This window comes from Chelatococcus sp. XZ-Ab1, from assembly GCF_029309855.1.
GTDB classification, from domain to species: domain Bacteria; phylum Pseudomonadota; class Alphaproteobacteria; order Rhizobiales; family Beijerinckiaceae; genus Chelatococcus_A; species Chelatococcus_A sambhunathii.
In genome coordinates, this window is record NZ_JARKII010000003.1 from 383,803 (window position 1) to 405,798 (window position 21,996).

Sequence of the window (21,996 nt, forward strand, 5' to 3'; positions counted from 1 at the left end):
CCTCACGCAAAGCCGAGAAAGAGCGCGAGCGCGCGGTTTACCGCGAGAAGATCCGTCTCGTCGAGCCGGCCGAAAGACTGGCCCAGCCTGCCGCGGGGCACCGTGTGAGCCTTGTCCACCATGATCTGCGAGACCTTCTGCAGGCCGTTGCGCTCATTCGGCTCGACCGTGATGCGCAGGAGCGGCGCCGCGACGAGTTCACTCGTCACCGGCAGCAAGGTGAAGGAGGGATGCGTGCTGAAGAGATCCGACTGGATGATCAGGGCCGGTCTTAGTTTGCCATAGGCCCCGGGAAGAGCCACGGTGACGAGGTCACCGCGCCTCATTCACGCCAGCCCCGATGATCCGAGGCCGCTTCGATGAAATCGAGGATCTCGTCTTCCTCGGCGCTCTTGGCGATGAGTTGTGACTGGCGTCGACACTCCTCGGCAAAGCCGGGCTGCGCCGGGTCCGGTATCCAGATCTGCACAGGCTTCAACCCGGCCGCCCGTAACCGCTCGCGATGGCGCTGCACACGCTTGGCGACCCCTGCCATTCCAGCCCCCGGCCTGTTACATGTAACATAGGTCGTCGCCCGTGGGACCGCAAGCGCGCCCACCTCTTTCTCACATCGTCGCGCCGATCTGCCATGGTACGAACTCGGCGTCGCCGTAACCGAGCTCCTCGGACTTGGAGCGCTCGCCGGAGGCGACCTTTAGCACCTTCTCGAAGATCTCGCGGCCCTTGTCCTCGATCGACACGCCCTCGATGACGTCGCCGCAGTTGATGTCCATGTCGTCGATCATGCGCCGGTACATCTCGCTGTTGGTGGCGAGCTTGATCGACGGGGTCGGCTTGCAGCCGTAGGCCGAGCCGCGGCCGGTGGTGAAGGCGAGGACATTGGCGCCGCCGGCGACCTGGCCCGTCGCCGAGACCGGGTCGTAACCGGGCGTGTCCATGAACACGAACCCCTTGGCGGTGACCTTCTCGGCATAGCGGTAGACGTCCGTGAGCGTCGTCGTGCCGCCTTTTGCGGCGGCGCCGAGCGACTTCTCGAGGATCGTCGTGAGCCCGCCCGCCTTGTTGCCGGGCGAGGGGTTGTTGTTCATCTCCATCTTGTTGCGGGTGGTATAGTCCTCCCACCACTTGATGAGCTCGACGAGCTTTTCGCCAACCTCGCGGGTCGCCGCGCGGCGCGTCAGGAGATGTTCGGCGCCGTAGATCTCCGGCGTCTCGGAGAGGATCGCCGTGCCGCCGTGCTTGACGAGCAAGTCGGCCGCCGCTCCCAAGGCGGGGTTGGCCGTGATGCCGGAATAGCCGTCGGAGCCACCGCACTGCAGGGCGAGCATCAGCTCCGACGCCGGCACCGTCTCGCGCTTCGCCCGGTCGGCGACGGGCAGCATCTCGCGAATGGCGGCGGCGCCGGCCTCCACCGTCTTCTTCGTGCCGCCGATCTCCTGGATGGTGAAGGAGCGGAAGGTGTCGCTTTCCGCGATGCCGTAGATCTCTTTCCAGCGGGCGATCTGGAAGCCTTCGCAGCCGAGGCCCACCATGACGACCGCCGCCATGTTGGGGTTGGTCGCATAGCCCCACTGGGTGCGCTTGAGAACCTCGTAGCCCTCGCCCTTGACATCGAGGGCGCAGCCGCCGCCGTGCACGAGCGGGATAACACCGTCGACGTTCGGATATTGTTCGAGGATGCCCGAGCGGCGGATCTCCTCGGCCATGTAGCGGGCCACCGTCGCCGAGCAGTTCACCGAGGTGAGGATGCCGATGTAGTTGCGCGTCCCGACCGTGCCATTGGCGCGCCGGAAGCCCTGGAAGGTCGCCTGCTGTTCGACGGGCAGGATGTCTTCCTTGCGCGCCGCCTCGGCGAAGCGGTAGTCGCGGGCGAAATCGTGCATCTCGACGTTGTGTTCGTGCACCCACTCGCCGGGGGCAATGGGTTTCGACGCAAAGCCGATGATCTGGCCGAACTTGACGATGGGCTCGCCCGCGGCCATCGGCACCACCGCCATCTTGTGGCCGCGCGGTATGCGCTGCGTCACCGCGACGCCGTCGACGGAAGCGCCGGGCTCGAGCGCATCTACCGCGACGATGACGTTGTCGCTGGCGTTGAGGCGAAGGGTACGGGGGGTGACGGGACGGTCCATGGGCGTGCTTCCGGGCAGGCTGATCGGCCGCTGATGCGGTTATTTGAATCGTTTTATACTACGCGGCGCCAAGCGATGCGAGCCTGCCGGCATGTGACGGTTTCACGCCGCGAGCACGACGCCCTTGCGGACGAGGAAGCAGCCGTAAGGGCGCATGTCGCCCACCTGCACGACGGCGAAGGCTGAACTCGCCACCTCGTAGAAGGCATAACGCTCGATGCCGACGAGCGGCAGCGCCTTGCCGGCCGCCCGGTCGATCACTGCCTGCACCTCCCTCTGGATCGGCGGCACCGTGACGGCATCGCCCACCACCTCCATGCGCCGCACCGGATCGTCGACGAAGCTGTCGATGGGCAGCAGCGACAGCACGGCTTCGGCTGCACGCGCCATGGTGAGACCGGGGATGCGCACGAGCTCGCCCGAGGTGGTGCGGCGCGCCACCGTCTCGGCCGGGAAATTGGCGTCGACGAGGGCGAGGTCGTCGCCGTGGCCCATTGCGGCGAGAACCCACAGGAGGTCGGGCGTCAGAACGGGGTCGAGACCCTTGAGCATCGTGTCGGCTCCGGTAAGGGCGGTCAGGCGGGGATCGGCGCGTCGGGAGCGAGCAGGCCCTCGCTCTTGAGGTCGCGCCACAGCCCCGCTGGTGGCGAGGCGGCGAAGGCGGCGACGTTGCGGCTCACCTCCTCGGGTGTCACGCCACCGAGCACGACGCTCGCGACCGCAGGATGACCGAGGGCGAAGTGCAGCGCCGCATGCGCCAGCGGGACGGAATGGGCGCGGCACACGGCCTCGATGCGGCGCACCTTGTCCATGACGGCATCGGGCGCGGGGGCGTAGTTGTAGCGGGCGCCCGGCACCGCGCCCGTGGCGAGGATCCCGGAGTTGAACACGCCGCCGAGCATGACGCCGATGTTCTTGTCCTGCGCCAGCGGCAGGAAGCCCTCGAGTGCCGGCTGCTCCAGGAGCGAATAGCGCCCTGCGAGCAGCATGCAGTCGAAGTCGCCGGCGCGGGCGAAGCGCTCGCACATGTCGGCCTCGTTGATGCCGACGCCGATGGCCTTGATCACCTTCTGGTCGCGCAGGTCGGCGAGGGCCCGGTAGGCGCCGTCCATCGCCTCCTTGAAGCGGGCCTCGATGCCGTCGGCGCCGTGCGTCCAGACGTCGACGTCGTGGATGAGCAGCACGTCGATGCGGTCGGTGCCGAGACGCAGCAGCGACTGCTCGAAGGAGCGCATCGCGCCGTCGTAGGAGTAGTCGAAGGAGGCCTTGTGCGGCAGGCCGCCGGCGAAGCCGGGCGAGACCACGTCGCTCCTTGCCGGCGCCGCCGGCCGCTGGCGCGGATCCATCACCCGCCCGACCTTGGTCGAGAGCACGACGTCGCTGCGCTCGTGGCGCCGGAGCGCCGTGCCACAGCGGTGCTCGGCAAGGCCGTTGCCGTAATGCGGCGAGGTGTCGAGAAGCATGATGCCGGCTCCAAGAGCCGCCTCGACGGTGGCGATGGCGGTGGCGTCGTCGAGCCTCGCATAGAGGTCGCCGAGCGGCGCCGTGCCGAAGCCGAGGACCGTGACCTTGAGGTTGCTGCGTCCGAGCGTACGTGTCGCCAGGCTCATCGAGATCCTCCCTAACCGGTGTAGCCGAACTGGCGTGGCAGCCACAGCACCGTCTCCGGCACGAGGATCATCAGGAGGAGCGCGGCCAGGAGAATGAAGAGGAACAGCCACATCTCGCGGATGATGTCGCGCAGGGGAATGCCCGTCAGTCCGTTCATCACGAACAACAGCACGCCATAGGGGGGCGTGACCAGCCCCAGCATGATGTTGACCACGATGACGACGCCGAAATGCACGAGGTCGATGCCCATCTCCCGTGCCGCCGGCAGGAACAGCGGCACCAGCACGAGCAGCATGGTCGTCGCGTCGAACAGGCAGCCGAGCGCGAGGAACAGCAGGTTTACGAGCAGCAGGAAGACGAGCGGATGCACGTCCACCCCGCGCATCCAGCCGGCGACGAGCTGCGGGATGTTCTCGCTCGCGACGATGTAGTTGAAGATGAAGGCGCCGGCGATGATGAGCGCGACGACGGTGGTCGAGCGCGCCGATTCGGCAAAAAGCCGGAAGGTCTCCCGCATCGTCAGCGACCGGTAGACGAGGCCGGCGAGCATGAGCGCGTAAAGGGCCGCGAGCGAGGCCGCCTCCGTTGGCGTCGCGGCACCGCCATAGATGCCATAGAGCAGGATGACCGGCAGCATCAGCGCCGGGAAGGCCTGCACCGTGGCGCGGGGCAATTCACGCATCGGTACGGTGTCGTCGCGCGGGAAGTCGCGCTTGCGCGCGACCCAGGCGATGGCCGCCATCAGCGCGCCTGCCATGATGAGGCCGGGAATGATGCCGCCGAGGAAGAGATAGCCGACCGAGGTATCCGAGACGAGCGCATAGAGCACCATCGGGATCGACGGCGGGATGATCGGCCCGATGGTCGAGGAGGCGGCCGAGATCGCGGCCGCGAAGCCTGGCGTATAGCGCTTCGTCTTGACCATCATCTCCGTGAGGAGCTTGCCGACGCCCGCCGCATCCGCGATGGCCGAGCCCGACATGCCGGCGAAGATGATGCTGGCCACCACGTTGACGTGGGCGAGCCCGCCGCGGAAGCGCCCGACGAGTGCCTGGCAGAAGAGCAGCATGCGCTCGGAGACACCGCCGGCATTCATCAGGTTGGCGGCGAGGATGAAGAGCGGCACGGCGAGCAGCACGAAACTGTCGACGAGGTTGTTGAGGATCTGCTCGGAGAAGAGGCCGACGTCCTTGCCGGTGACGAAGAGATAGCCGATCGCCGCCACGAACATGGCATAGGCGATGGGCATGCCGATGGCCGCCAGCCCGAAGAAGGCGGCGAGCAGGAAGACGAAGGATGCGCTCATTCGCTGAAACCGGAAGGACGTTCGTCAAGCACCTCGCCCCAGCGGCGCGAAAGGAGGCGCGCGACGCGCAGGCCCTGGCGGATGACGACGCAGACGACGAAGACGATGAAGATGGAATAGAGGATGTCGTAGCGCAGGCCGAGGACCGGCGTCTTCTCGATGCGCATGAAGCTGATCCAGTCCACCGTCGCCGGCAGGGCGGCGAGGAAGGCGCCCAGCGTCACGAGCGCGCAGACGAAGGCGAGCCAGCGCTGCACGCGGCGCGGGCTTGCGAGCACCACCATGTCGAAGGTGATCTGGTCCTTGTCGCGCGTCAGGAAGGCCGCGCACCAGAAGACCACCCAGACATATGAGATCAGCGTCGCTTCCTGCGTCCAGGCCGTCGGGTCGTTGAGGACGTAGCGCGTGAAGATCTGCAGGATGAAGGCGGCGAACATGGCCATGAAGCCGAGCGCCGCTGCGATCGTCGCCAGGAAACGCAGCCGTTTCACCACAACGGACAAGGGTGCCTCCGGTACGCAGGGTCTGTTTTGGGGGCAGTCGGTGTCCCCTCCCCGCACGGGGAGGGGCGGAGGGGCTGACAGGCGATGTGCAGGTCAGCTTTCTGCTACTTCACTGCGTTGATGCGTTCGACCATGCCCTTCGGCCAAGCCTTGGAGAGTTCGGATTCGAGATAGGCCTTCTGCACGTGGCTGCGGAAAGCCTCGACGTCGGGCCGGTAGACCTTGAGGCCCTGCTGCGCGAAATCGGCCGCGAGCTGCCTCTCCTCGCCGATGCGCCCCTCGTTGTTGAAGGCCACGGCGGCCTGGGCGGCTTCCAGCACGGCTTCCTTCTGCTTGTCGTCGAGCTTGTTCCAGGTCGCGCCGGCGAGCGAGAGGAAGATGGAATCGACGAGGTGGTCGGTGAGCACGATCTGCTTGGTCACCTCGTAGAACTTCGCGGCCCGCACGGTCGGCAGCGGGTTGTCCTGGCCGTCGATGGCGCCGGTCTGCAGCGCCGTGTAGATCTCGCCGAAGGCGAGCGGCAGCGGGTTGGCGCCGAGCGCCTTGCCGAGGAACAGCCAGGTGTCGGAGCCCGGCATGCGCAGCTTGACGCCTGCGAGGTCGGCCGGGGTCTTCACCTCCTTTTCGATGCGCAGGTTGAGCTGGCGCGTGCCGAGATAGCCGACGGAGAGCACCTTGATGCCCATCTTGTCCTCGACGAGCTTGTACATCTCCTCGCCGATGTCGCTCGCGAAGACCTTCTGCTGGTGCTCGGGGTCGCGGATCAGGTAGCCCGCCGTGAAGATCGACCACTCGGGGATCTGCTTGGCGATGTCGAAGGCCGAGATCATCGCCATCTCGAGATTGCCGCGTTGCATCGCTGCCGGCTCGGTGCCCTGCTTGAACAGCGTGGCATTGAGATGGATCTCGACGTCGAACTGGCCGGGCGCCCGCTTCTCGAGCTCCTCCTTGAAGACGGGGAGCATCTTGGCATGCCAGTCGGAATCGACGGCGGGGGTCGAGATGCGCAGCTTGACCGGGTTGGCGGCGAACGCCGGACCGGCGACGAGCGCCGAAGAGAGGGCAAGGCCGAGGACGAGCCGGCGGCTCAGCGAGAATGCCATAGTGTAGATCCTCCCGAAAAACGGCTTGTTTGAGCGCCCGTTCAGGCGCGATCATCGGCATATTGCCGAAGCGGCGGAGTGCTTGCAAACAAAAAACAACTAGCTAACATGTCAGCCGAGAAAAAGAGCCGTCGAGGGCCTGTGCAGGTCGTCGGCACGCGTGGCGCTTCTGCCCGACGGCCTGTCCCTGGGGCCCTGTCCGGGGCGCTCCGCCCGAAGGGCCTTGGCCGATGCCGTCACCGGCTTTATGGGGATCGCGAAGCCAGGGCGCGCCATCGGCCCCGACGCCGAAGACATTGAGGAGGACGAGATGGACCGGCCAGCGGACGATGGTGCCCCTCTCAAGCTGCGCGAAAAGGCCTATGACAGCTTCACGCAGCACCTGCTCGCGCGCAACGTCCGGCCAGGCCAGTTCATCTCCCAGCGCGAGCTCGTGGCCCTGACCGACCTGCCGCTCGGCGCCATCCGCGAGCTCATCCCCCGCCTTGAGGCCGAGGGCCTCATCAAGACGGTGCCGCAGCGCGGCATGCAGGTTGCCCATCTCGACCTCAATCTCATCCGCGACGCCTTCCAGTTCCGCCTCTTCATGGAGCGCGGCGCCATGGACCTGTTCGTGCAGTCGGCCTCGGACGAGACGCTCGCCGTCTTGCGCCGCCAGCACGAGGACGTGCTGGCGCGGGCGGAAGCCGAGGGCGACACGCCCGAGATCGTGGCGGAAGGCCAGGCGGTCGATTGGGGCTTCCACGACATGCTGATCGATGCGCTCGGCAACGAGATCATCGCCAAGGCCTACCGGGTCAACTCCATCAAGATCCGCCTCATTCGGCAGGAGCTGGTGCGAATCGACGGCCTCGTCGCGCCGGTCATGCGCGAGCATCTCGGCATCATCGCCGCCATGGAGACGCGCGATCCGCAGCAAGCCGTGGCCGCCCTCTCGGCCCATATCGACAACGCCCGCAACCGGGCGCTCGGCCTGCGCTGACGACCAGGACGGTTGCGCCGTCGGCCCGCCCGCCTCCTCCCCGGCGCGCTCGGTCGACTTGCCCAGACGGGCTGCACACGCTATTTCCAAATCGATTCAAACGGCGCCGAGAAAGCAGTTCACACCGGCTGCTCCACTGGTTAGGGTTCGCCGCGCGGCGCGCGGCGGCGCCACCGCGGCGCTTTTCGTCAAAAGGCTTGAAACCGTTATCAGGAAAGGAAGTGCCGATGCGCGAGGGCCGCCTGCCGCTCGTCCACGAGGACCGCCTCTTTCCCGCCGATCCGTCCGCACGCGCCGTGGCGCGCCGGCTCTATGCCCATGTGAAGGACCTGCCGATCGTCTCGCCGCACGGGCATACCGATCCGCGCTGGTATGCCGAGAACGAGCCCTTCCCGGATCCCGCCCGCCTCTTCGTCGTGCCCGACCACTACGTCTTCCGCATGCTCTACAGCCAGGGCGTGCGGCTCGAGGATCTCGGCATCGCGACGAAGGACGGCACCGAGGTCGAGACCGACGGGCGCAGGATCTGGCGGCGCTTTGCCGAGCGCTATCATCTCTTCCGCGGCACGCCGACGCGCACGTGGCTCGACCACGCCTTCGCCACGCTGTTCGATTTCGACGTGCGACTCTCAGCCGAGACGGCCGATCTCTATTACGACCGCATCGCCGAGCGGCTGGCCGAGCCCGCCTATCGCCCGCGTGCCCTCTTCGAGCGCTTTAACATCGAGGTCATCGCCACCACGGAGAGCCCCCTCGATCCGCTCGTCCACCACAAGGCCATCCGCGATAGCGGCTGGAAAGGGCGCGTCATCACGGCCTACCGGCCCGATCCTGTCGTCGACCCGGAGTTCGACGGTTTCAAGGCCAATGTGGAGGCCCTGGGGGAACTCACCGGCTGCGACGTCTCGACCTTCGCCGGCTATCTCGAGGCCCACCGCAAGCGCCGCGCCTTCTTCAAGGAGATGGGCGCCACGTCGACCGACCACGGTCATCCGAGCGCCCGCACGGCGGACCTCTCGCCCGTCGAGGCCGAGGCGCTGTACACCCGCATCATGCACAGCAACGTCACGAGCGAGGATGCGGAGCTCTTCCGCGCCCAGATGCTGACCGAGATGGCGGCGATGAGCCTCGAGGACGGGCTCGTCATGCAGATCCACCCCGGCTCGATGCGCAACCACAACGCCGGGCTCTTCGCCCGCTTCGGCCGCGACATGGGTGCCGACATCCCGGCCGCGACCGACTATGTCCATGCGCTGAAGCCTCTGCTCGACCGCTTCGGCAACGAGCGCGAGCTCACCATCATCCTCTTCACGCTCGACGAGACCGCCTATTCGCGCGAGCTCGCGCCGCTCGCCGGGCACTATCCGTGCCTGAAGCTCGGCCCGGCCTGGTGGTTCTTCGACAGTCCCGAAGGCATGCGCCGCTACCGCGAGCTCGTCACCGAGACGGCCGGCTTCTACAACACCGTCGGCTTCAATGACGACACGCGGGCCTTCCCGTCGATCCCCGCCCGCCACGACGTGGCGCGTCGCGTCGACTGCGCCTTCCTCGCCGAGCTCGTCGTCACCCACCGCCTCGACGAGGACGAGGCGCACGAGCTCGCCCACGATCTCGCCTATCGCCTGGCCAAGGAGGCCTACAAGCTGTGACGCAGACGGCCCGCCTCAACACCGCGCGCCTCGCGGACCTGCCGCCCGATGTCGCCCGCCCGGCCTATGATCGCAAGGCGATGAAGACCGGCATCGTGCATCTCGGCATCGGTGCCTTCCACCGCGCCCACCAGGCGGTCTATACGGATGCGGTCATCGCCAGCGGCGACCTCTGGTGGGGCATCGTCGGCGCCAGCCTGCGCAGCCCCGACACCCGCGATGCCCTCAAGGCTCAGGACGGGCTCTACACCCTCGCCGTGCGCTCGGGCGAGGGCGAGAAGCTCGCCGTCATCGGCGCCATCCGCGAGGTCGTGGTGGCGCCGGAGAATCCGGCGGCGCTCGTCGAGCGCATGAGCCATCCGGACGTGAAGGTCGTCACCCTCACGGTGACGGAGAAGGGCTATTGCCACGATCCGGCGACCGGGCGGCTCGACGAGAAGCACCCCGACGTGGTGCACGATCTCGCCAACCTCAACCGGCCGCGCTCGGCCATCGGCTTCCTGGCCGCGGCCATCGCCCGCCGCCGCAGCCTCGGCCTTGCGCCCTTCACCGTGCTCTCATGCGACAATCTGCCGTCGAACGGCCGGACACTGCATCGCATCCTCACCCGTTTCGCGGAGCTCGTCTCGCCCGATCTCGGCGCTTACGTGCGCGACAAGATCGCCTGCCCGGACAGCATGGTTGACCGCATCGTGCCGGCCACGACCGACGAGGATCGGGCCGCCGTGGCGGCGCGCCTTGGCCTCGCCGATGCCTGGCCGGTGATGACCGAGCCCTTCACCCAATGGGTGATCGAGGACCATTTCCCCTCCGGCCGCCCCGCCTGGGAGACGGTGGGGGCGACGCTCGTCACGGACGTCGCGCCCTATGAGGCCATGAAGCTGCGCCTGCTCAACGGCAGCCACTCGGCCATCGCCTATCTCGGCTATCTTGCCGGCTACCAGACCGTGTCCGAGGCCATGGCGGACGCGAACCTCGCTTCCTATGTCGCCGCACTTATGGACGACACGACGGCGACGCTGACGATCCCGCCCGGTGCCGATGTCGAGGCCTACAAGCGTTCCCTGCGCGAGCGTTTCCGCAATCCGGCGCTCAAGCATCGCACCTGGCAGATTGCCATGGACGGCTCGCAGAAGCTGCCGCAGCGCCTGCTCGGCACGATCCGCGACCGGCTCGCCGCCGGCTCCGACATTGCCCGTCACGCTCTCGCCGTAGCGGCCTGGATGCGCTACGTCACCGGCACGGACGAGAAGGGCGACGCCATCGACGTGCGCGACCCGCTGGCGCAGGATCTCGCCGCCATCGCGCGGTCCGCGGGCGGCGACCCCGCCGCGCTCGCCAGGGCGATCGCCGGGGTCGAGGCGGTGTTCGGCACCGATCTGCCGGCCGAGCCGCGCTTCGTTACCGCAGTCGGCGAGGCCTTGGTCGGACTCTACCGGGACGGCGCCCGCGCCACGCTCGCAAGCCTCGCGCACGGATGAGCGAATAGCGTCAGGCACGGCTGCGCAGCCGTGCCTTTAACCTTTCGTTAACCATCGGGGCGCACGCTTCCAGGGTCTTGAAGGAGGGTGCGCCGATGTCGCTGCCGACTCTGTCCGACGACGAGTTGCGCGTTCCCGGGCGGGACGGGGAACTGCGCACGATCCTGAGGGCCGTCCCCGTCATCTACGACCTGTTGCGGAGCACCTACGGGGCCTGGCTGGCGCGGGATCCGCAGAATGTCGACAGCTTGGTGCGCCTGCACGGAGCGCTGATCATCATCTCTCTGGCGGACCTGCCGGAGGAGGAACAGCGGCCAGTCAGCCGCCGGCTCGTGGCGCTGATGCGCGAAAGCGGCCTGACGGCGCAGCATATCCGCCAGCTCGATGCGGCGGTCGCGCTCGAGCTAATGGCAGTGGTGCGAGCACAGAATCGCTGCTCGCAGCGCCGGCAACGGCATCTCGCCGCCGTCATCGCGGCGCGGCTCGGCGCGATGGATTCGCGCGCAACAGCGGCAGCGGCCTGACTTCAGAAGGCCTTGAAGGTGATGATGGTGCGCGTGTCGGCGATGTCGTCGATGGTCTGCACCTTCTCGGCGACGAAATGGCCGATGTCGACGTCACGGTCGACATGGAACTTGGCGATGATGTCGTAGTCGCCGGCGATCGAGTAGATCTCCGAGGCGATCTCACGGTCGGCGAGCTCGCTGGCGACCGCATAGGTCTTGCCGAGCTTGCACTTGATCTGGACGAAGAAGGTCTGCATCCCGCAACTCCTGCCACCGAGCCCCATGCGAATCAACTCCGTGGCGGCCAAGTTTATCGGCTCGCCAGCTTTGCCGCCCGCGCGATTGCCCACAGACCTCGTGTGGCGATGTCCTCATCAGCAATGGCCGTGCGCACGCCGAGAGCCCGCGCCGCGTCGCGGTAGCGCGCGCTGAGACCGGCGCTGCCGACGACGACGACCGGCTCGGCCGGCGGTTCGGGCCCGAGCGCATCGGCGATTTCGGCGCCAATCATGAGACCCGACATCAGGCTCGGCGCCGCCTCGGCGCTGAGGCGTTCGAACAGGCCCAGGGTGCGCACGCCAAAGAGGAGGTTGAGCAGCGCGCCCGGCCCACGACGGCGGGCCTCCTGCGCCATGGCGACTCCCGTCTCGAAGGCCGCCGCGTCGTGCGCCGCGCCCGCGCTCATCTGGCGCCCGAGGATGGTGTGGTCCTTCAAGGCGGCGAAGGCCTCGCCGGTCATGTATGAGCGGAAATCGAGGATGCGCCCGCCGGCGATCCGCACCCATTTGCAATGGGTGCCGGGCATGCAGACAAGGCGCTCGGCATCACCGAGGCCGTCCATCAGGCCGAGCAGCTGGGTCTCCTCCCCGCGCATGACATCGGGCGCGCGGCCTGACCGGGAATCGAGGCCGGGCACGACGAGGACCCGGCGCGACGCGTGTGGAGCGCTCACCAGCCCGTCAACGAGGCCGTCGAGCGTGCAGGGGGTCGGGATGTAGCGGGCCTCGATCCAGCCCTGGCGGCTGCCGACCATGCCGCAGAGCAGGGCCGGCGTATCCGCGCCGGCGCCGAACTCGCCGCAAAGCTCCTCGAGGAGGTCTCCATACGGGACAGTCATGCGGGTGATGCCGGTCGGCCGCGCCGTCTTGGCGCGCAGGGAGCCGTCGGCCGCAAAGGCATAGGCCCTGAGGTTGGTCGTCCCCCAGTCGACACCGACGAGCACAGTTTCCTGCATTCTCTCTTCCCCCCACCGGCGGTTACATGCCGGAAGGTGCGCGCTCTGTCCACGGGCAAACGTCGATATGCTCGACGGCCCGAGGGGTGGCAGTTAACGTGTTCGTTGCATTGGTGTTGTAGTGACGTAGCACGACTGTCGCTGACGAGGGTAATCAGGCGGATCCTCGCTTCGGCCCCGCAGGCAGTTGCCGGTATTCGGGGGGACGTCATGGACGCGAAGTTGATCCGTCGCATTCGCCGGCATGCCGGATGCGTTCTGGCGGCCATCGTGTTTGCTGCGGGGCTCGCCGCCTGCAGCGAGGAAAACACCTACGTTCCGCCCCCGCCGCCCAAGGTGCTGGTGGCCAAGCCGGTCGAGCAGGCGGTGACCAATTACATGGCGTTCACGGGCAACACCCAGGCCTTCAACGCGGTCGATCTCGAGGCCCGGGTGCAGGGCTTCCTGACTGCCATCGACTACAAGGATGGTACGGCGGTGAAGAAGGGGCAGCGCCTCTTCACCATCCAGCGCGACACCTATCAGGCCCAGCTCGACCAGGCGCAGGCGAACCTCGAGGGCGCGATAGCCCGCCAGCTCAACGCGCAGAACGAGTACAACCGCCAGTCCCAGCTCGGCCAGCAGGACTTCGCCTCCAAGGCGCGGGTCGAGGACGCCAAGACCAACCTCGACCAGGCGACGGCCGATGTCGCGGCGGCCAAGGCGAACGTCGCGCTAGCCACCATCAACCTCGGCTATACGGAAGTGCTGGCGCCCTTCGACGGCATCGTCACCAACCATCTCGTCGATGTCGGTGCCCTCGTCGGCTATGCCGGGCCGACCAAGCTTGCAACCATCGTGCAGATGGACCCGATCTACGTCTACTTCAACGTCGACGAGCAGCAGGTGCTGCGCGTCATGGAAGGGCTGGCGGCAGAGGGCCGCAAGCCTGGCGAGCTGAAGGACGTGCCGGTGGAAATCGGCCTCCAGACGGAGACGGGTTATCCGCACAGGGGCGTGATCGACTACATCGCGCCGCAGGTCGATGCGGGCACCGGCACGCTGATGGTGCGCGGCCTGTTCGAGAACAAGGACTTCGCCCTTCTGCCGGGCCTGTTCGTGCGCGTGCGCGTCCCCATGCGGCAGATCGACAAGGCGCTGCTCGTCGCCGATACCGCCATCGGATCTAGCCAACTCGGCAGCTACGTCTTGGTCGTCGGCGACGACGAGGTGGTCGAGCAGCGCACGATCACCGCCGGCGCCTTGCAGGACAATGGCCTCAGGGTCGTCGAGAGCGGCCTCGAGGCTGGCGAGCGTGTCGTCGTGTCGGGCATCCAGCGGGCCGTGCCGGGCAACAAGGTGGCGCCCGAGGCAACCGAGATGGCCGGCAAGCGCTCTACCGCCGCTAGGCCCTGAACCCGCGCCAACCCATGGCGCCCGTGCCGGCGCGCCCGTCCCCGAACGCAGAGGCAGCACCCCATGTTTTCGCGCTTCTTCATCGAGCGGCCGGTCCTGTCGAACGTCATCGCGCTCGTCACGGTCCTCGTCGGCGCCGTGGCCCTGCTGCGCCTGCCGGTCTCGCAATATCCCAACGTCACGCCTCCCACCGTCTCCGTGACGGCGCGCTTTCCCGGCGCCAGCGCCCAGACGGTGATGGAGACCATCGCCCTGCCCATCGAGCAGCAGGTGAACGGCGTCGAGGGCATGATCTACATGCAATCGACGAGCGGCAGCGACGGCTCCTACAATCTCACCGTCACCTTCGCCATCGGCACCGACCCCGACTTCGCACAGATTCTGGTGCAGAACCGCGTGTCGGCCGCGCTCGCGCAACTGCCGCAATCGGTGCAGGTGCAGGGCGTCAACGTCCAGAAGAAGTCGACGGCCGTGCTGATGTTCGTGGCGCTCACCTCGCCGGACAAGCGCTACGGCAGCCTCTTCCTCGCCAATTACGGCGTCATCAACCTGCAGAACGAGCTCGCCCGCGTGCCGGGTGTCGGCAGCGTCAGCATCTACGGCGCGGGCGAATATGCCATGCGCCTGTGGCTGGACCCGGACCGGCTGCAGGCCTTCAGCCTGACGCCGAGCGACGTCATCTCGGCCGTGCAGCAGCAGAGCCAGGAGGTCGCGGCCGGCGTCGTTGGCATGCCCCCGACGCCGCAGGGCCAGAACTTCCAGTACACGCTCAACGTCACCGGCCGCTTCGAGAGGGCGGAGGACTTCGAGAACATCGTCGTCAAGGTCGACGGCGCGAACGGCGGCCGCATCACGCGCGTCAGGGACGTGGGCCGCGTCGAGCTCGGCGCCCAGACCTACAGCTACGCCTTCTCCCTGCAGGGGGCGCCGGCGGCGGGCATCGGCATCTTCCAGTTGCCCGAGGCAAATGCCCTCGAGGTGGCCGCGGCGGTGCGGGCCAAGATGGACGAACTGGCGCAGCGCTTCCCGCCCGGCCTTGCCTATTCCGTACCCTTCGACACGACGACCTTCGTCGAGGCCTCCATCAGCGAGGTCTACAAGACGCTGATCGAGGCCGGCATCCTTGTGCTCCTCGTCATCATGCTCTTCTTGCAGGACTGGCGGGCAATGCTCGTGCCGGCGACGACGGTGCCCGTCACCATCATCGGCGCCTTCGCGGCCATGGCGGCGCTCGGCTTCACGGTCAACATCTCGACACTCTTCGCCATTGTGCTCGCCATCGGCATCGTCGTCGACGACGCCATCGTCATCGTCGAGGGCGTGGCCCACCACATGTCGCGCGGCCTGTCCGGCCGCGAGGCGGCGGTGAAGGCCATGAACGAGCTGACGGGGCCGGTGATCGGCATCACGCTCGTGCTCATGTCGGTCTTCCTGCCGGCCGCCTTCATGCCGGGCCTGACCGGGCAGATGTATCAGCAGTTCGCGCTCGTCATCGCCGCCACTGCCCTCATCAGCGCCGTCAACGCCATGACGCTGAAGCCGACGCAGTGCGCCCTGTGGTTGCGCCCGCCGACGCCGCCGGAGAAGCGCAATTTCATCTACCGCGGCTTCAATCGCGTCTATGACGCCTGCGAGCGCTGGTATGCCGGCCTCATCCACCACATGGTGAAGGCGAGCTACGTGATGGTGGTCGTGGCGCTCGGCCTCATCGGCCTTGCCTTCTGGGGCATGTCGCGCGTGCCCACGGCCTTCATCCCGCTCGAGGACCAGGGCTACATGATGGTCAACGTGCAGCTGCCCGACGGCGCCTCGCTGGAGCGCACCGACAGGGTGCTGGACGACGTGCAGAAGGTCGTTTCGCAGGTGCCCGGGGTCGACCAGGTCTTCACCATCAGCGGCATCTCGATCCTCGACAACAATGCCTCGCTGCCCAGCGCCGGCGCCGTCTACGTGGTGCTGAAGGATTGGTCACTGCGCGAGGCGGATCCGGCGCAGGGCCTGCTCGGCCTCTATCGGGCGCTGACGCGCGTCCTCGAGGAGAACATCCTCGATGCGCGCACCATGGTCATACCGCCACCGCCGATCCAGGGCATCGGCAATGCCGGCGGCTTCAGCTTCGTCGTCCAGTTGAGGGACGGCAGCGGCGATCTCGACAAGCTGCAGAACGCAACCGACGAGATCGTCGCCAAGGCAAACTCCCAGTCGGCGGTCAGCAATGCCTTCACCAGCTTCCGCGCCAGGGTGCCCCAGTTCCACATCGGCGTGAACCGCACCAAGGCCGAGACGCTCGGCGTCACCGTGGGTCAGGTGTTCGAGGCGCTGGAGAGCTATATCGGCTCCACCTACGTCGGGCAGTTCAACCGCTTCGGCCAGGTCTTCCAGGTCTATGCCCAGGCCGAGGGCTCCTTCCGCCAGACGGTCGACACGATCAAGGGGCTGAAGATCAGAACCCAGACCGGCGAGATGGTGCCGCTCGGCACGCTCGTCGACGTCACGCCCATGGAGGGGCCGTCGATCGTCTCGCTCTACAACCTCTACCCGGCGGCGACCATCACCGGCATGCCGGCGCCCGCCTTCAGTTCGGGGCAGGTGATGCAGCTCATGGAGCAGATCTCCGCCCATACCCTCCCGGCGGGCCTGGGCCACGAATGGACCGGCATGTCCTTCCAGGAGAAGATCGTGGGCAACCAGATCTTCTTCGTGTTCGGCCTCGCCGTCGTGCTCGTCTATTTCGTGCTCGCCGGCCAGTACGAGAGCTGGATCCAGCCGCTGTCGGTGATCCTGGCCGTGCCGCTGGCGCTGCTCGGCACGGTCGGCGCGCTCACCGCCCTCGGCGTCGCCAACAATCTCTACACACAGATCGGCCTCATCCTCCTCATCGCGCTGTCGAGCAAGAACGCCATCCTCATCGTCGAATATGCGCGTGAGCAGCGGGCCGAGGGCATGGCGATCGTGGATGCCGCGGTGGAGGCGGCGCGCCGGCGCTTCCGGCCCATCCTGATGACCTCCTTCGCCTTCATCCTCGGCGTCGTGCCGCTGGTGCTCGCCGAGGGCGCCGGGGCCAACGGCCGCAAGTCGATCGGCATCGCTGTCTTCAGCGGCATGCTGGCCTCGACCTGCCTCGCCGTGCTCTTCGTCCCGTCCTTCTTCACGGTGCTGCAACGCCTCGAGGAATGGTGGACCCGCAAGGCACCCGAAGCGGAAACGGCCGCGGAGCCGCCGGCGGCCGCCTGACACACGGCCTCAGGGCTTTCGCATGTGGATGACGCGGGGCGGGGGGCCGCGCGTCCTGTTGGCTCGGCGGCGTCGGCTTTCTATTGTCCCGCCTTCCTGCGCCACCCAACCCTGGAAGCCGCATGTCCGACGTTCTGGAACGCATCGCCCCCGTCATCGCAGCCGACATCGCTGCGCGGCCGGCCCAGGTCCTTGCCGCCATCCGGCTCATCGACGAGGGCGCGACCGTTCCCTTCATCGCCCGCTACCGCAAGGAGGCGACGGGCAGCCTCGACGACGCGCAGCTGCGCAAGCTCGAGGAGCGGCTGACCTACCTGCGCGAGCTCGAGGCTCGGCGCGCCGCCATCCGCGACGAAATCGGCCGGCAGGGCAAGCTCACCGATGAGCTCGACGGGCGCATCGCCGCCGCTGCCACCAAGGCCGAGCTCGAGGACCTCTACCTTCCCTACAAGCCGAAGCGCCGCACCCGCGCCGAAATCGCCCGCGAGAAGGGCCTTGGCCCACTCGCCGAGCGCATCCTCACGGATCGCACGGTGGTGCCGGTGACGCTGGCGGAGGGCTTCCTCGGGCCCGAGGTGCCGGACGTGAAGAGCGCGCTCGACGGCGCGCGCGACATCCTCACCGAGATCTTCGCTGAGAACGCCGACCTCGTCGGCCGCCTGCGCCGCTACATGCACGAGAAGGCCTTGGTGCGCGCCCGCGTCATTGCCGGCAAGGAGGAGGCAGGCGCCAAGTTCTCCGACTATTTCGACCATGCCGAGCGGTGGGCGACGACGCCGAGCCACCGTGCACTCGCCATGCTGCGCGGCCGCAACGAGGAGATCCTCACCGTCGACATCGAGGTGGATGCGGACGATGCCTCGCCCGTGAAGCCGGTCGAGCGCATGATCTGCGCGGCCTATGCCATCGCTCCGGACGGCGGTGCGGCCGACCGCTGGCTCGCCGAGGTGGCCCGCTGGTGCTGGCGCGTGAGGCTGTCGCTGCACCTTTCGGTCGACCTCCTGTCGACCCTGCGCGAGCGCGCCGAAGAGGAGGCGATCCGAGTCTTCGCCCGCAATCTCAAGGACCTGCTGCTCGCGGCTCCCGCCGGCTCGCGCGCCACCATGGGGCTCGACCCGGGCATCCGCACCGGCGTCAAGGTCGCGGTCGTCGACGGCACCGGCAAGGTTGTGGACACGGCGACCGTCTATCCCTTCCAGCCGCGCAACGACCTCTCGGGCGCCCAGGCCGTGCTCGCCGCCCTTATCGCGCGCCACAAGGTCGAGCTCGTCGCCATCGGCAACGGCACGGCGAGCCGCGAGACCGACCGGCTCGTCGCCGACCTCCTGGCGCAACTGCCCGCGGACAGGCGGCCGATCAAGGTGGTGGTCAGCGAGGCGGGGGCCTCGGTCTACTCGGCCTCGGAGGTCGCGTCCGCCGAACTGCCCTCGCTCGACGTCTCCCTTCGTGGGGCCGTTTCCATCGCCCGGCGCCTGCAGGACCCGCTCGCCGAGCTCGTGAAGATCGAGCCGAAGTCCATCGGCGTCGGGCAATACCAGCACGATGTCGACCAGCACCAGCTCGCCCGCGCGCTCGACGCGGTGGTGGAGGATGCGGTCAATGCCGTCGGCGTCGACCTCAACACGGCCTCTGCGCCGCTGCTTGCCCGTGTATCCGGACTCGGGGCCTCGCTCGCCGAGGCCATCGTCGCGCACCGCAATGCCAACGGCCCGTTCCGCACGCGCCGCGACCTTCTCTCCGTCGCGCGCCTCGGCCCGCGCACCTTCGAGCTGAGCGCCGGCTTCCTGCGCATCCGTGACGGCGACGAGCCGCTTGATGCCTCCTCGGTGCACCCCGAGGCCTATGGCCTCGCGAAGCGCATCGTGGCCGCCTGCGGGCGCGACGTGCGCACGCTCATGGGCGACAGCGCCGTTCTGCGCGGCCTCGATCCGTCGGCCTTCGTCGACGCGCGCTTCGGCCTGCCGACCGTGCGCGACATCCTGGCGGAGCTCGAGAAGCCCGGCCGCGACCCGCGTCCGCAGTTCAAGACCGCGAGCTTCGCCGAGGGCGTCGAGGACCTGTCGGACCTGAAGCCCGGCATGATGCTGGAGGGCACGGTGACGAACGTCGCCGCCTTCGGTGCCTTCGTCGACATCGGCGTCCACCAGGACGGCCTCGTCCACGTCTCCCAGCTCGCCGACCGCTTCGTCAAGGACCCGCACGAGGTTGTCAAGGCGGGCGATGTCGTCAAGGTGCGTGTCGTCGAGGTCGACGTGAAGCGCAGGCGAATCGCGCTGTCCATGCGCAAGGACGACGGCAGCGCGGCGCCGCGGCCCCGGCGTCAACCATCGGATGCCGACAAGGCGCCGCGCCCCCGGCGCGACGACGGCCCGGCGAAGGGTGCCCAGCAGGGCGCCCTCGGGGCGGCGCTGGCCGACGCCATGCGGCGGAAGACGCGGTAGGATCCGAAGCGGGTGGCCGCGCCGAGGCTGTTCCCCTCCTCCGCTTGCGGCGGGGAGGGAGCGTGGCGCGCCAGCAATATCTCTTGCGCAATCGTCAAAGCTCCAGCGTCACCGTCACCGGTGCGTGGTCTGACGGGCGTTCCCAGCCGCGGGCGGCCTTGCCGATGCTCGCTTCCTTCAGCGTCGGGACGAGCGAGGGCGCGAGCCACACGTGGTCGAGCCGCCGGCCCTTGTTGGCGGCGGCCCAGTCGGGCGAGCGGTAACTCCACCAGGTGAAGACGGGCTCCGGCACCGGCGTGAGGTGGCGGATGGCGTCGACATAGCCGGCGGCCTGCCGCCATTCCTCCATGCGCGTCGTCTCGATGGGCGTGTGGCTGACGACGTTCAGCAGCGCCTTGTGGTTCCAGACGTCGCTCTCGTAGGGCGCGATGTTGAGGTCGCCGACGAGGATGCTCGGCGCGGCCGTGGGCTTCGCCCGGTCGCTCCACTGCATGAGCTCGTCGAGGAAGGCGAGCTTGTGGGCGAAGCGCGGGTTGAGATCGGGGTCGGGAATGTCGCCGCCGGCCGGCACGTAGTAGTTATGCACCGTGATGCCGCTCGCCGCCCCGGCGCCGGGGCCGAAGGTGACGGCGAGGTGGCGGGCGTCGTCCTTGCCGCAGAAGCTCATCGATTCGGTCGTCGAGAAGGGCAGGCGCGAGAGGGTCGCGACGCCGTGATAGCCCTTCTGCCCGTGGAAGGCGATGTGCTCGTAGCCGAGCGCCTTCAGCGCCTTCAGCGGAAAGCGGTCGTTCGGGCACTTCGTCTCCTGCAGGCAGATGACGTCCGGTTGGACCTCGGCGATGTGGCGCGCGAGGTGGTCGATGCGCAGGCGCACCGAATTGATGTTCCAGCTGGTGACGGAGAGCTTCATGCCTCGGCTTTCGGCCTCATCGGCCGCAAGCGATTCGGCCGGACGGAAACGGGGCCCTGAACTTGGCCCTTGACGCGGCGCGTTGCAAGGGATGGCGCGCCGCACGCTCCATGCGAATCAGGCCGGGATTACCGCGGCACGATGTTGACGTCCTGCAGGGCCACGGAGGTCTCGTAGCCCTGCGGGTCGACGACGATCCATTGCCTGAGGACATTGGCCTTGGCGTCGTAGACGAGCGTCACCTTCGACGTGCCGCCGAGCGTCGAGCTGTCCTCGAAGATCACCTCGACGACGCCGGACGGCGCGGTACGCACGTCGAGCACCTTGACGTCGCGGGCGAGGTCCACCCGGTCCTGTACCAGGAATTTCAGCGGCGTCTGGCCGATGGAATAGACGTCCTGGGTCCTGAGCTTCTTGTCGCGGATGGCGACGGAGCGCCCGTCGGCGACGATCTCCAGCGTGCTCGGCGGGTTGTACTGGAAGCGCAGCTGGCCCGGGCGCTTCACATAGAGCGAGCCCGTCGCCTGTCGTCCGTCGCCACTGTATTGGAGGAAATTGGCGGTGAGCGTGTCGATGCCGTTGAGATAGGCGTTGACGCGCGCCAGCGCCGCCTGGGGATTGGTCGGCACCGCCGCGGCGGGTGCCGGCGCGGCCGGGGCCGGCCGGGCGCCGGTTTCGCCGGTGCTTGCAGCCGGCGCGGAGGCGCCGCCCGTTGGAAGGTCGGCCGGCCGGCGCGGCGGCAGCGGGTGGGACGCGGGCAGGGAGGCCTGCGGTGCGGCGTTGGGCGGGGGGGCCGGTGTGGGAGCGGGCGCGGGCGCGCGTGGCGCGGCGGGTTGGGCCGGAGGCGCCGGCCTTGCCGGCTGCGCCGCGGGTGGATGGATCTGCAGGGGCTGGGCCGCCGCGAGCGTGGCGGCCAGGACCGCGACGGGAAGGGCAAGGACCGGACCCGAAACGAGGCTTGCGAAACGTAGCGTCTTCATCGTCTTTCCAACGGCCGGCCGGCGGCGTCGGTTCCGGCCGGGGTGGCGCGCTGGCGCGCCGCGCCTGCGCGTGAGGTCAGGTATGCCATCGCTGTGGCGAAAGCGCGACGCCTCATTCGTCGCCGCCGGCTGGCGGCTCGATCAGGATCTCGCGTTTTCCGGCGTGGTTTGCGGGTCCGACGATGCCTTCGTTCTCCATGCGCTCCATGAGGGAGGCGGCGCGGTTGTAGCCGATCTGCAGGCGGCGCTGGATGTAGGAGGTCGAGGCCTTCTTGTCGCGCAGCACGATGGCCACCGCCTGGTCGTAGAGGTCTCCCCCCGGCGCGCCGAACGACGTGTTGTCGAAGACGGCGCCGTCGGCCTCCGGTGCCGCGCCCTCCTCGTCGGCGGTGACGGCGTCGAGATATTGCGGTCGCCCCTGGGCCTTGAGGTGGGCCACCACCTTCTCCACCTCCTCGTCCGACACGAACGGCCCGTGCACGCGCGTGATGCGCCCGCCGCCGGCCATGTACAGCATGTCGCCCTGGCC

At 68.1% G+C, this 21,996-nt stretch carries 20 protein-coding genes; 7 read left to right on the forward strand and 13 right to left on the reverse strand.

Translation table 11 applies throughout. The features are described from left to right. Window positions 1-2 precede the first annotated feature (2 nt). The 8 genes from P2T65_RS07670 to P2T65_RS07705 all read right to left on the reverse strand — a co-directional run bounded on the left by P2T65_RS07670 (window position 3) and on the right by P2T65_RS07705 (window position 6,655). Window positions 3-326 (reverse strand): type II toxin-antitoxin system PemK/MazF family toxin, encoded by a 324-nt coding sequence (locus P2T65_RS07670; RefSeq protein ID WP_055459613.1) that lies wholly within the window; start codon window positions 324-326, stop codon window positions 3-5. Continuing rightward, window positions 323-535 carry an antitoxin MazE family protein gene (locus P2T65_RS07675; RefSeq protein ID WP_055459614.1) on the reverse strand — a complete coding sequence of 71 codons (213 nt, stop codon included), beginning with the start codon at window positions 533-535 and terminating at the stop codon, window positions 323-325. Before P2T65_RS07675 ends, P2T65_RS07670 begins: the two co-directional genes overlap by 4 nt. 70 nt (window positions 536-605) lie before the next feature. Beyond that, complete coding sequence (locus tag P2T65_RS07680; protein ID WP_276199525.1) at window positions 606-2,132, reverse strand: altronate dehydratase family protein; 1,527 nt, start codon at window positions 2,130-2,132, stop codon at window positions 606-608. 102 nt (window positions 2,133-2,234) lie between these two features. Beyond that, window positions 2,235-2,684 (reverse strand): RbsD/FucU domain-containing protein, encoded by a 450-nt coding sequence (locus P2T65_RS07685; RefSeq protein ID WP_276199526.1) that lies wholly within the window; start codon window positions 2,682-2,684, stop codon window positions 2,235-2,237. Window positions 2,685-2,707: 23 nt separating this feature from the next. Further along, window positions 2,708-3,742, reverse strand: a complete 1,035-nt coding sequence (locus tag P2T65_RS07690; protein ID WP_063186580.1) for an aldo/keto reductase — start codon at window positions 3,740-3,742, stop codon at window positions 2,708-2,710. 11 nt (window positions 3,743-3,753) lie between these two features. Next, window positions 3,754-5,049 carry a TRAP transporter large permease gene (locus P2T65_RS07695; protein WP_055459618.1) on the reverse strand — a complete coding sequence of 432 codons (1,296 nt, stop codon included), beginning with the start codon at window positions 5,047-5,049 and terminating at the stop codon, window positions 3,754-3,756. Next, a complete protein-coding gene (locus P2T65_RS07700) occupies window positions 5,046-5,543 on the reverse strand; it encodes a TRAP transporter small permease subunit (protein WP_019402755.1) in 498 nt (165 codons plus the stop codon). Before P2T65_RS07700 ends, P2T65_RS07695 begins: the two co-directional genes overlap by 4 nt. A gap of 113 nt (window positions 5,544-5,656) precedes the next feature. Next, window positions 5,657-6,655: a sialic acid TRAP transporter substrate-binding protein SiaP gene (locus P2T65_RS07705; RefSeq protein ID WP_063186584.1), complete on the reverse strand. Its 999-nt coding sequence runs from the start codon at window positions 6,653-6,655 to the stop codon at window positions 5,657-5,659. 310 nt (window positions 6,656-6,965) lie between these two features. Between P2T65_RS07705 and P2T65_RS07710 the strand changes: the two genes are divergently transcribed. The 4 genes from P2T65_RS07710 (at window position 6,966) to P2T65_RS07725 (ending at window position 11,291) form a co-directional block, all read left to right on the forward strand. Continuing rightward, window positions 6,966-7,637, forward strand: a complete 672-nt coding sequence (locus tag P2T65_RS07710; protein ID WP_063186603.1) for a GntR family transcriptional regulator — start codon at window positions 6,966-6,968, stop codon at window positions 7,635-7,637. A gap of 227 nt (window positions 7,638-7,864) precedes the next feature. Beyond that, the gene (uxaC, locus tag P2T65_RS07715; RefSeq protein ID WP_055459620.1) at window positions 7,865-9,286 is read left to right on the forward strand and encodes a glucuronate isomerase; all 1,422 of its coding nucleotides are present in this window, start codon (window positions 7,865-7,867) and stop codon (window positions 9,284-9,286) included. After that, a complete protein-coding gene (locus P2T65_RS07720; protein WP_276199527.1) occupies window positions 9,283-10,767 on the forward strand; it encodes a mannitol dehydrogenase family protein in 1,485 nt (494 codons plus the stop codon). Before uxaC ends, P2T65_RS07720 begins: the two co-directional genes overlap by 4 nt. 95 nt (window positions 10,768-10,862) lie before the next feature. Then, the gene (locus tag P2T65_RS07725) at window positions 10,863-11,291 is read left to right on the forward strand and encodes a hypothetical protein (protein WP_055459622.1); all 429 of its coding nucleotides are present in this window, start codon (window positions 10,863-10,865) and stop codon (window positions 11,289-11,291) included. Between the two features lie 2 nt (window positions 11,292-11,293). On the opposite strand, the gene P2T65_RS07730 is transcribed toward P2T65_RS07725, so the two are convergent. Beyond that, window positions 11,294-11,530 carry an Lrp/AsnC ligand binding domain-containing protein gene (locus P2T65_RS07730; protein WP_053193522.1) on the reverse strand — a complete coding sequence of 79 codons (237 nt, stop codon included), beginning with the start codon at window positions 11,528-11,530 and terminating at the stop codon, window positions 11,294-11,296. 53 nt (window positions 11,531-11,583) lie between these two features. Next, window positions 11,584-12,507 carry a 2-dehydro-3-deoxygalactonokinase gene (locus P2T65_RS07735; protein ID WP_276199528.1) on the reverse strand — a complete coding sequence of 308 codons (924 nt, stop codon included), beginning with the start codon at window positions 12,505-12,507 and terminating at the stop codon, window positions 11,584-11,586. Between the two features lie 210 nt (window positions 12,508-12,717). Here P2T65_RS07735 and P2T65_RS07740 point away from each other — a divergent pair, with 210 nt between their 5' ends. From P2T65_RS07740 to P2T65_RS07750, 3 genes are all read left to right on the forward strand, one after another. Next, window positions 12,718-13,902, forward strand: coding sequence for an efflux RND transporter periplasmic adaptor subunit (locus P2T65_RS07740; RefSeq protein WP_055459624.1), 1,185 nt, complete (start codon window positions 12,718-12,720; stop codon window positions 13,900-13,902). 63 nt (window positions 13,903-13,965) lie between these two features. Next, window positions 13,966-17,136 (forward strand): multidrug efflux RND transporter permease subunit, encoded by a 3,171-nt coding sequence (locus P2T65_RS07745; RefSeq protein WP_276199529.1) that lies wholly within the window; start codon window positions 13,966-13,968, stop codon window positions 17,134-17,136. Window positions 17,137-17,258: 122 nt separating this feature from the next. Beyond that, window positions 17,259-19,577 carry a Tex family protein gene (locus P2T65_RS07750; RefSeq protein WP_063186591.1) on the forward strand — a complete coding sequence of 773 codons (2,319 nt, stop codon included), beginning with the start codon at window positions 17,259-17,261 and terminating at the stop codon, window positions 19,575-19,577. A gap of 94 nt (window positions 19,578-19,671) precedes the next feature. Here P2T65_RS07750 and xth read toward each other — a convergent pair whose 3' ends face one another. The 3 genes from xth to P2T65_RS07765 form a co-directional block, all read right to left on the reverse strand. After that, entirely contained in the window at window positions 19,672-20,487 is an 816-nt protein-coding gene (gene xth, locus P2T65_RS07755; RefSeq protein ID WP_055459627.1) for an exodeoxyribonuclease III, read from the reverse strand. A 128-nt stretch (window positions 20,488-20,615) separates the two neighbouring features. After that, window positions 20,616-21,467: an outer membrane lipoprotein carrier protein LolA gene (locus P2T65_RS07760; protein ID WP_276199530.1), complete on the reverse strand. Its 852-nt coding sequence runs from the start codon at window positions 21,465-21,467 to the stop codon at window positions 20,616-20,618. 112 nt (window positions 21,468-21,579) lie between these two features. After that, the coding region (locus P2T65_RS07765) for a DNA translocase FtsK (protein WP_276199531.1) at window positions 21,580-21,996 on the reverse strand (417 nt) is incomplete at its 5' end.

Excerpts from the sequence above, each read along its gene's own strand:
- P2T65_RS07670 (WP_055459613.1), bottom strand. The coding sequence starts at position 326 with ATGAGGCGCGGTGACCTCGTCACCGTGGCTCTTCCCGGGGCCTATGGC.
- P2T65_RS07675 (WP_055459614.1), bottom strand. The coding sequence starts at position 535 with ATGGCAGGGGTCGCCAAGCGTGTGCAGCGCCATCGCGAGCGGTTACGG.
- P2T65_RS07680 (WP_276199525.1), bottom strand. The coding sequence starts at position 2,132 with ATGGACCGTCCCGTCACCCCCCGTACCCTTCGCCTCAACGCCAGCGAC.
- P2T65_RS07685 (WP_276199526.1), bottom strand. The coding sequence starts at position 2,684 with ATGCTCAAGGGTCTCGACCCCGTTCTGACGCCCGACCTCCTGTGGGTT.
- P2T65_RS07690 (WP_063186580.1), bottom strand. The coding sequence starts at position 3,742 with ATGAGCCTGGCGACACGTACGCTCGGACGCAGCAACCTCAAGGTCACG.
- P2T65_RS07695 (WP_055459618.1), bottom strand. The coding sequence starts at position 5,049 with ATGAGCGCATCCTTCGTCTTCCTGCTCGCCGCCTTCTTCGGGCTGGCG.
- P2T65_RS07705 (WP_063186584.1), bottom strand. The coding sequence starts at position 6,655 with ATGGCATTCTCGCTGAGCCGCCGGCTCGTCCTCGGCCTTGCCCTCTCT.
- P2T65_RS07710 (WP_063186603.1), top strand. The coding sequence starts at position 6,966 with ATGGACCGGCCAGCGGACGATGGTGCCCCTCTCAAGCTGCGCGAAAAG.
- uxaC (WP_055459620.1), top strand. The coding sequence starts at position 7,865 with ATGCGCGAGGGCCGCCTGCCGCTCGTCCACGAGGACCGCCTCTTTCCC.
- P2T65_RS07725 (WP_055459622.1), top strand. The coding sequence starts at position 10,863 with ATGTCGCTGCCGACTCTGTCCGACGACGAGTTGCGCGTTCCCGGGCGG.
- P2T65_RS07730 (WP_053193522.1), bottom strand. The coding sequence starts at position 11,530 with ATGCAGACCTTCTTCGTCCAGATCAAGTGCAAGCTCGGCAAGACCTAT.
- P2T65_RS07735 (WP_276199528.1), bottom strand. The coding sequence starts at position 12,507 with ATGCAGGAAACTGTGCTCGTCGGTGTCGACTGGGGGACGACCAACCTC.
- P2T65_RS07740 (WP_055459624.1), top strand. The coding sequence starts at position 12,718 with ATGGACGCGAAGTTGATCCGTCGCATTCGCCGGCATGCCGGATGCGTT.
- P2T65_RS07745 (WP_276199529.1), top strand. The coding sequence starts at position 13,966 with ATGTTTTCGCGCTTCTTCATCGAGCGGCCGGTCCTGTCGAACGTCATC.
- P2T65_RS07750 (WP_063186591.1), top strand. The coding sequence starts at position 17,259 with ATGTCCGACGTTCTGGAACGCATCGCCCCCGTCATCGCAGCCGACATC.
- xth (WP_055459627.1), bottom strand. The coding sequence starts at position 20,487 with ATGAAGCTCTCCGTCACCAGCTGGAACATCAATTCGGTGCGCCTGCGC.
- P2T65_RS07760 (WP_276199530.1), bottom strand. The coding sequence starts at position 21,467 with ATGAAGACGCTACGTTTCGCAAGCCTCGTTTCGGGTCCGGTCCTTGCC.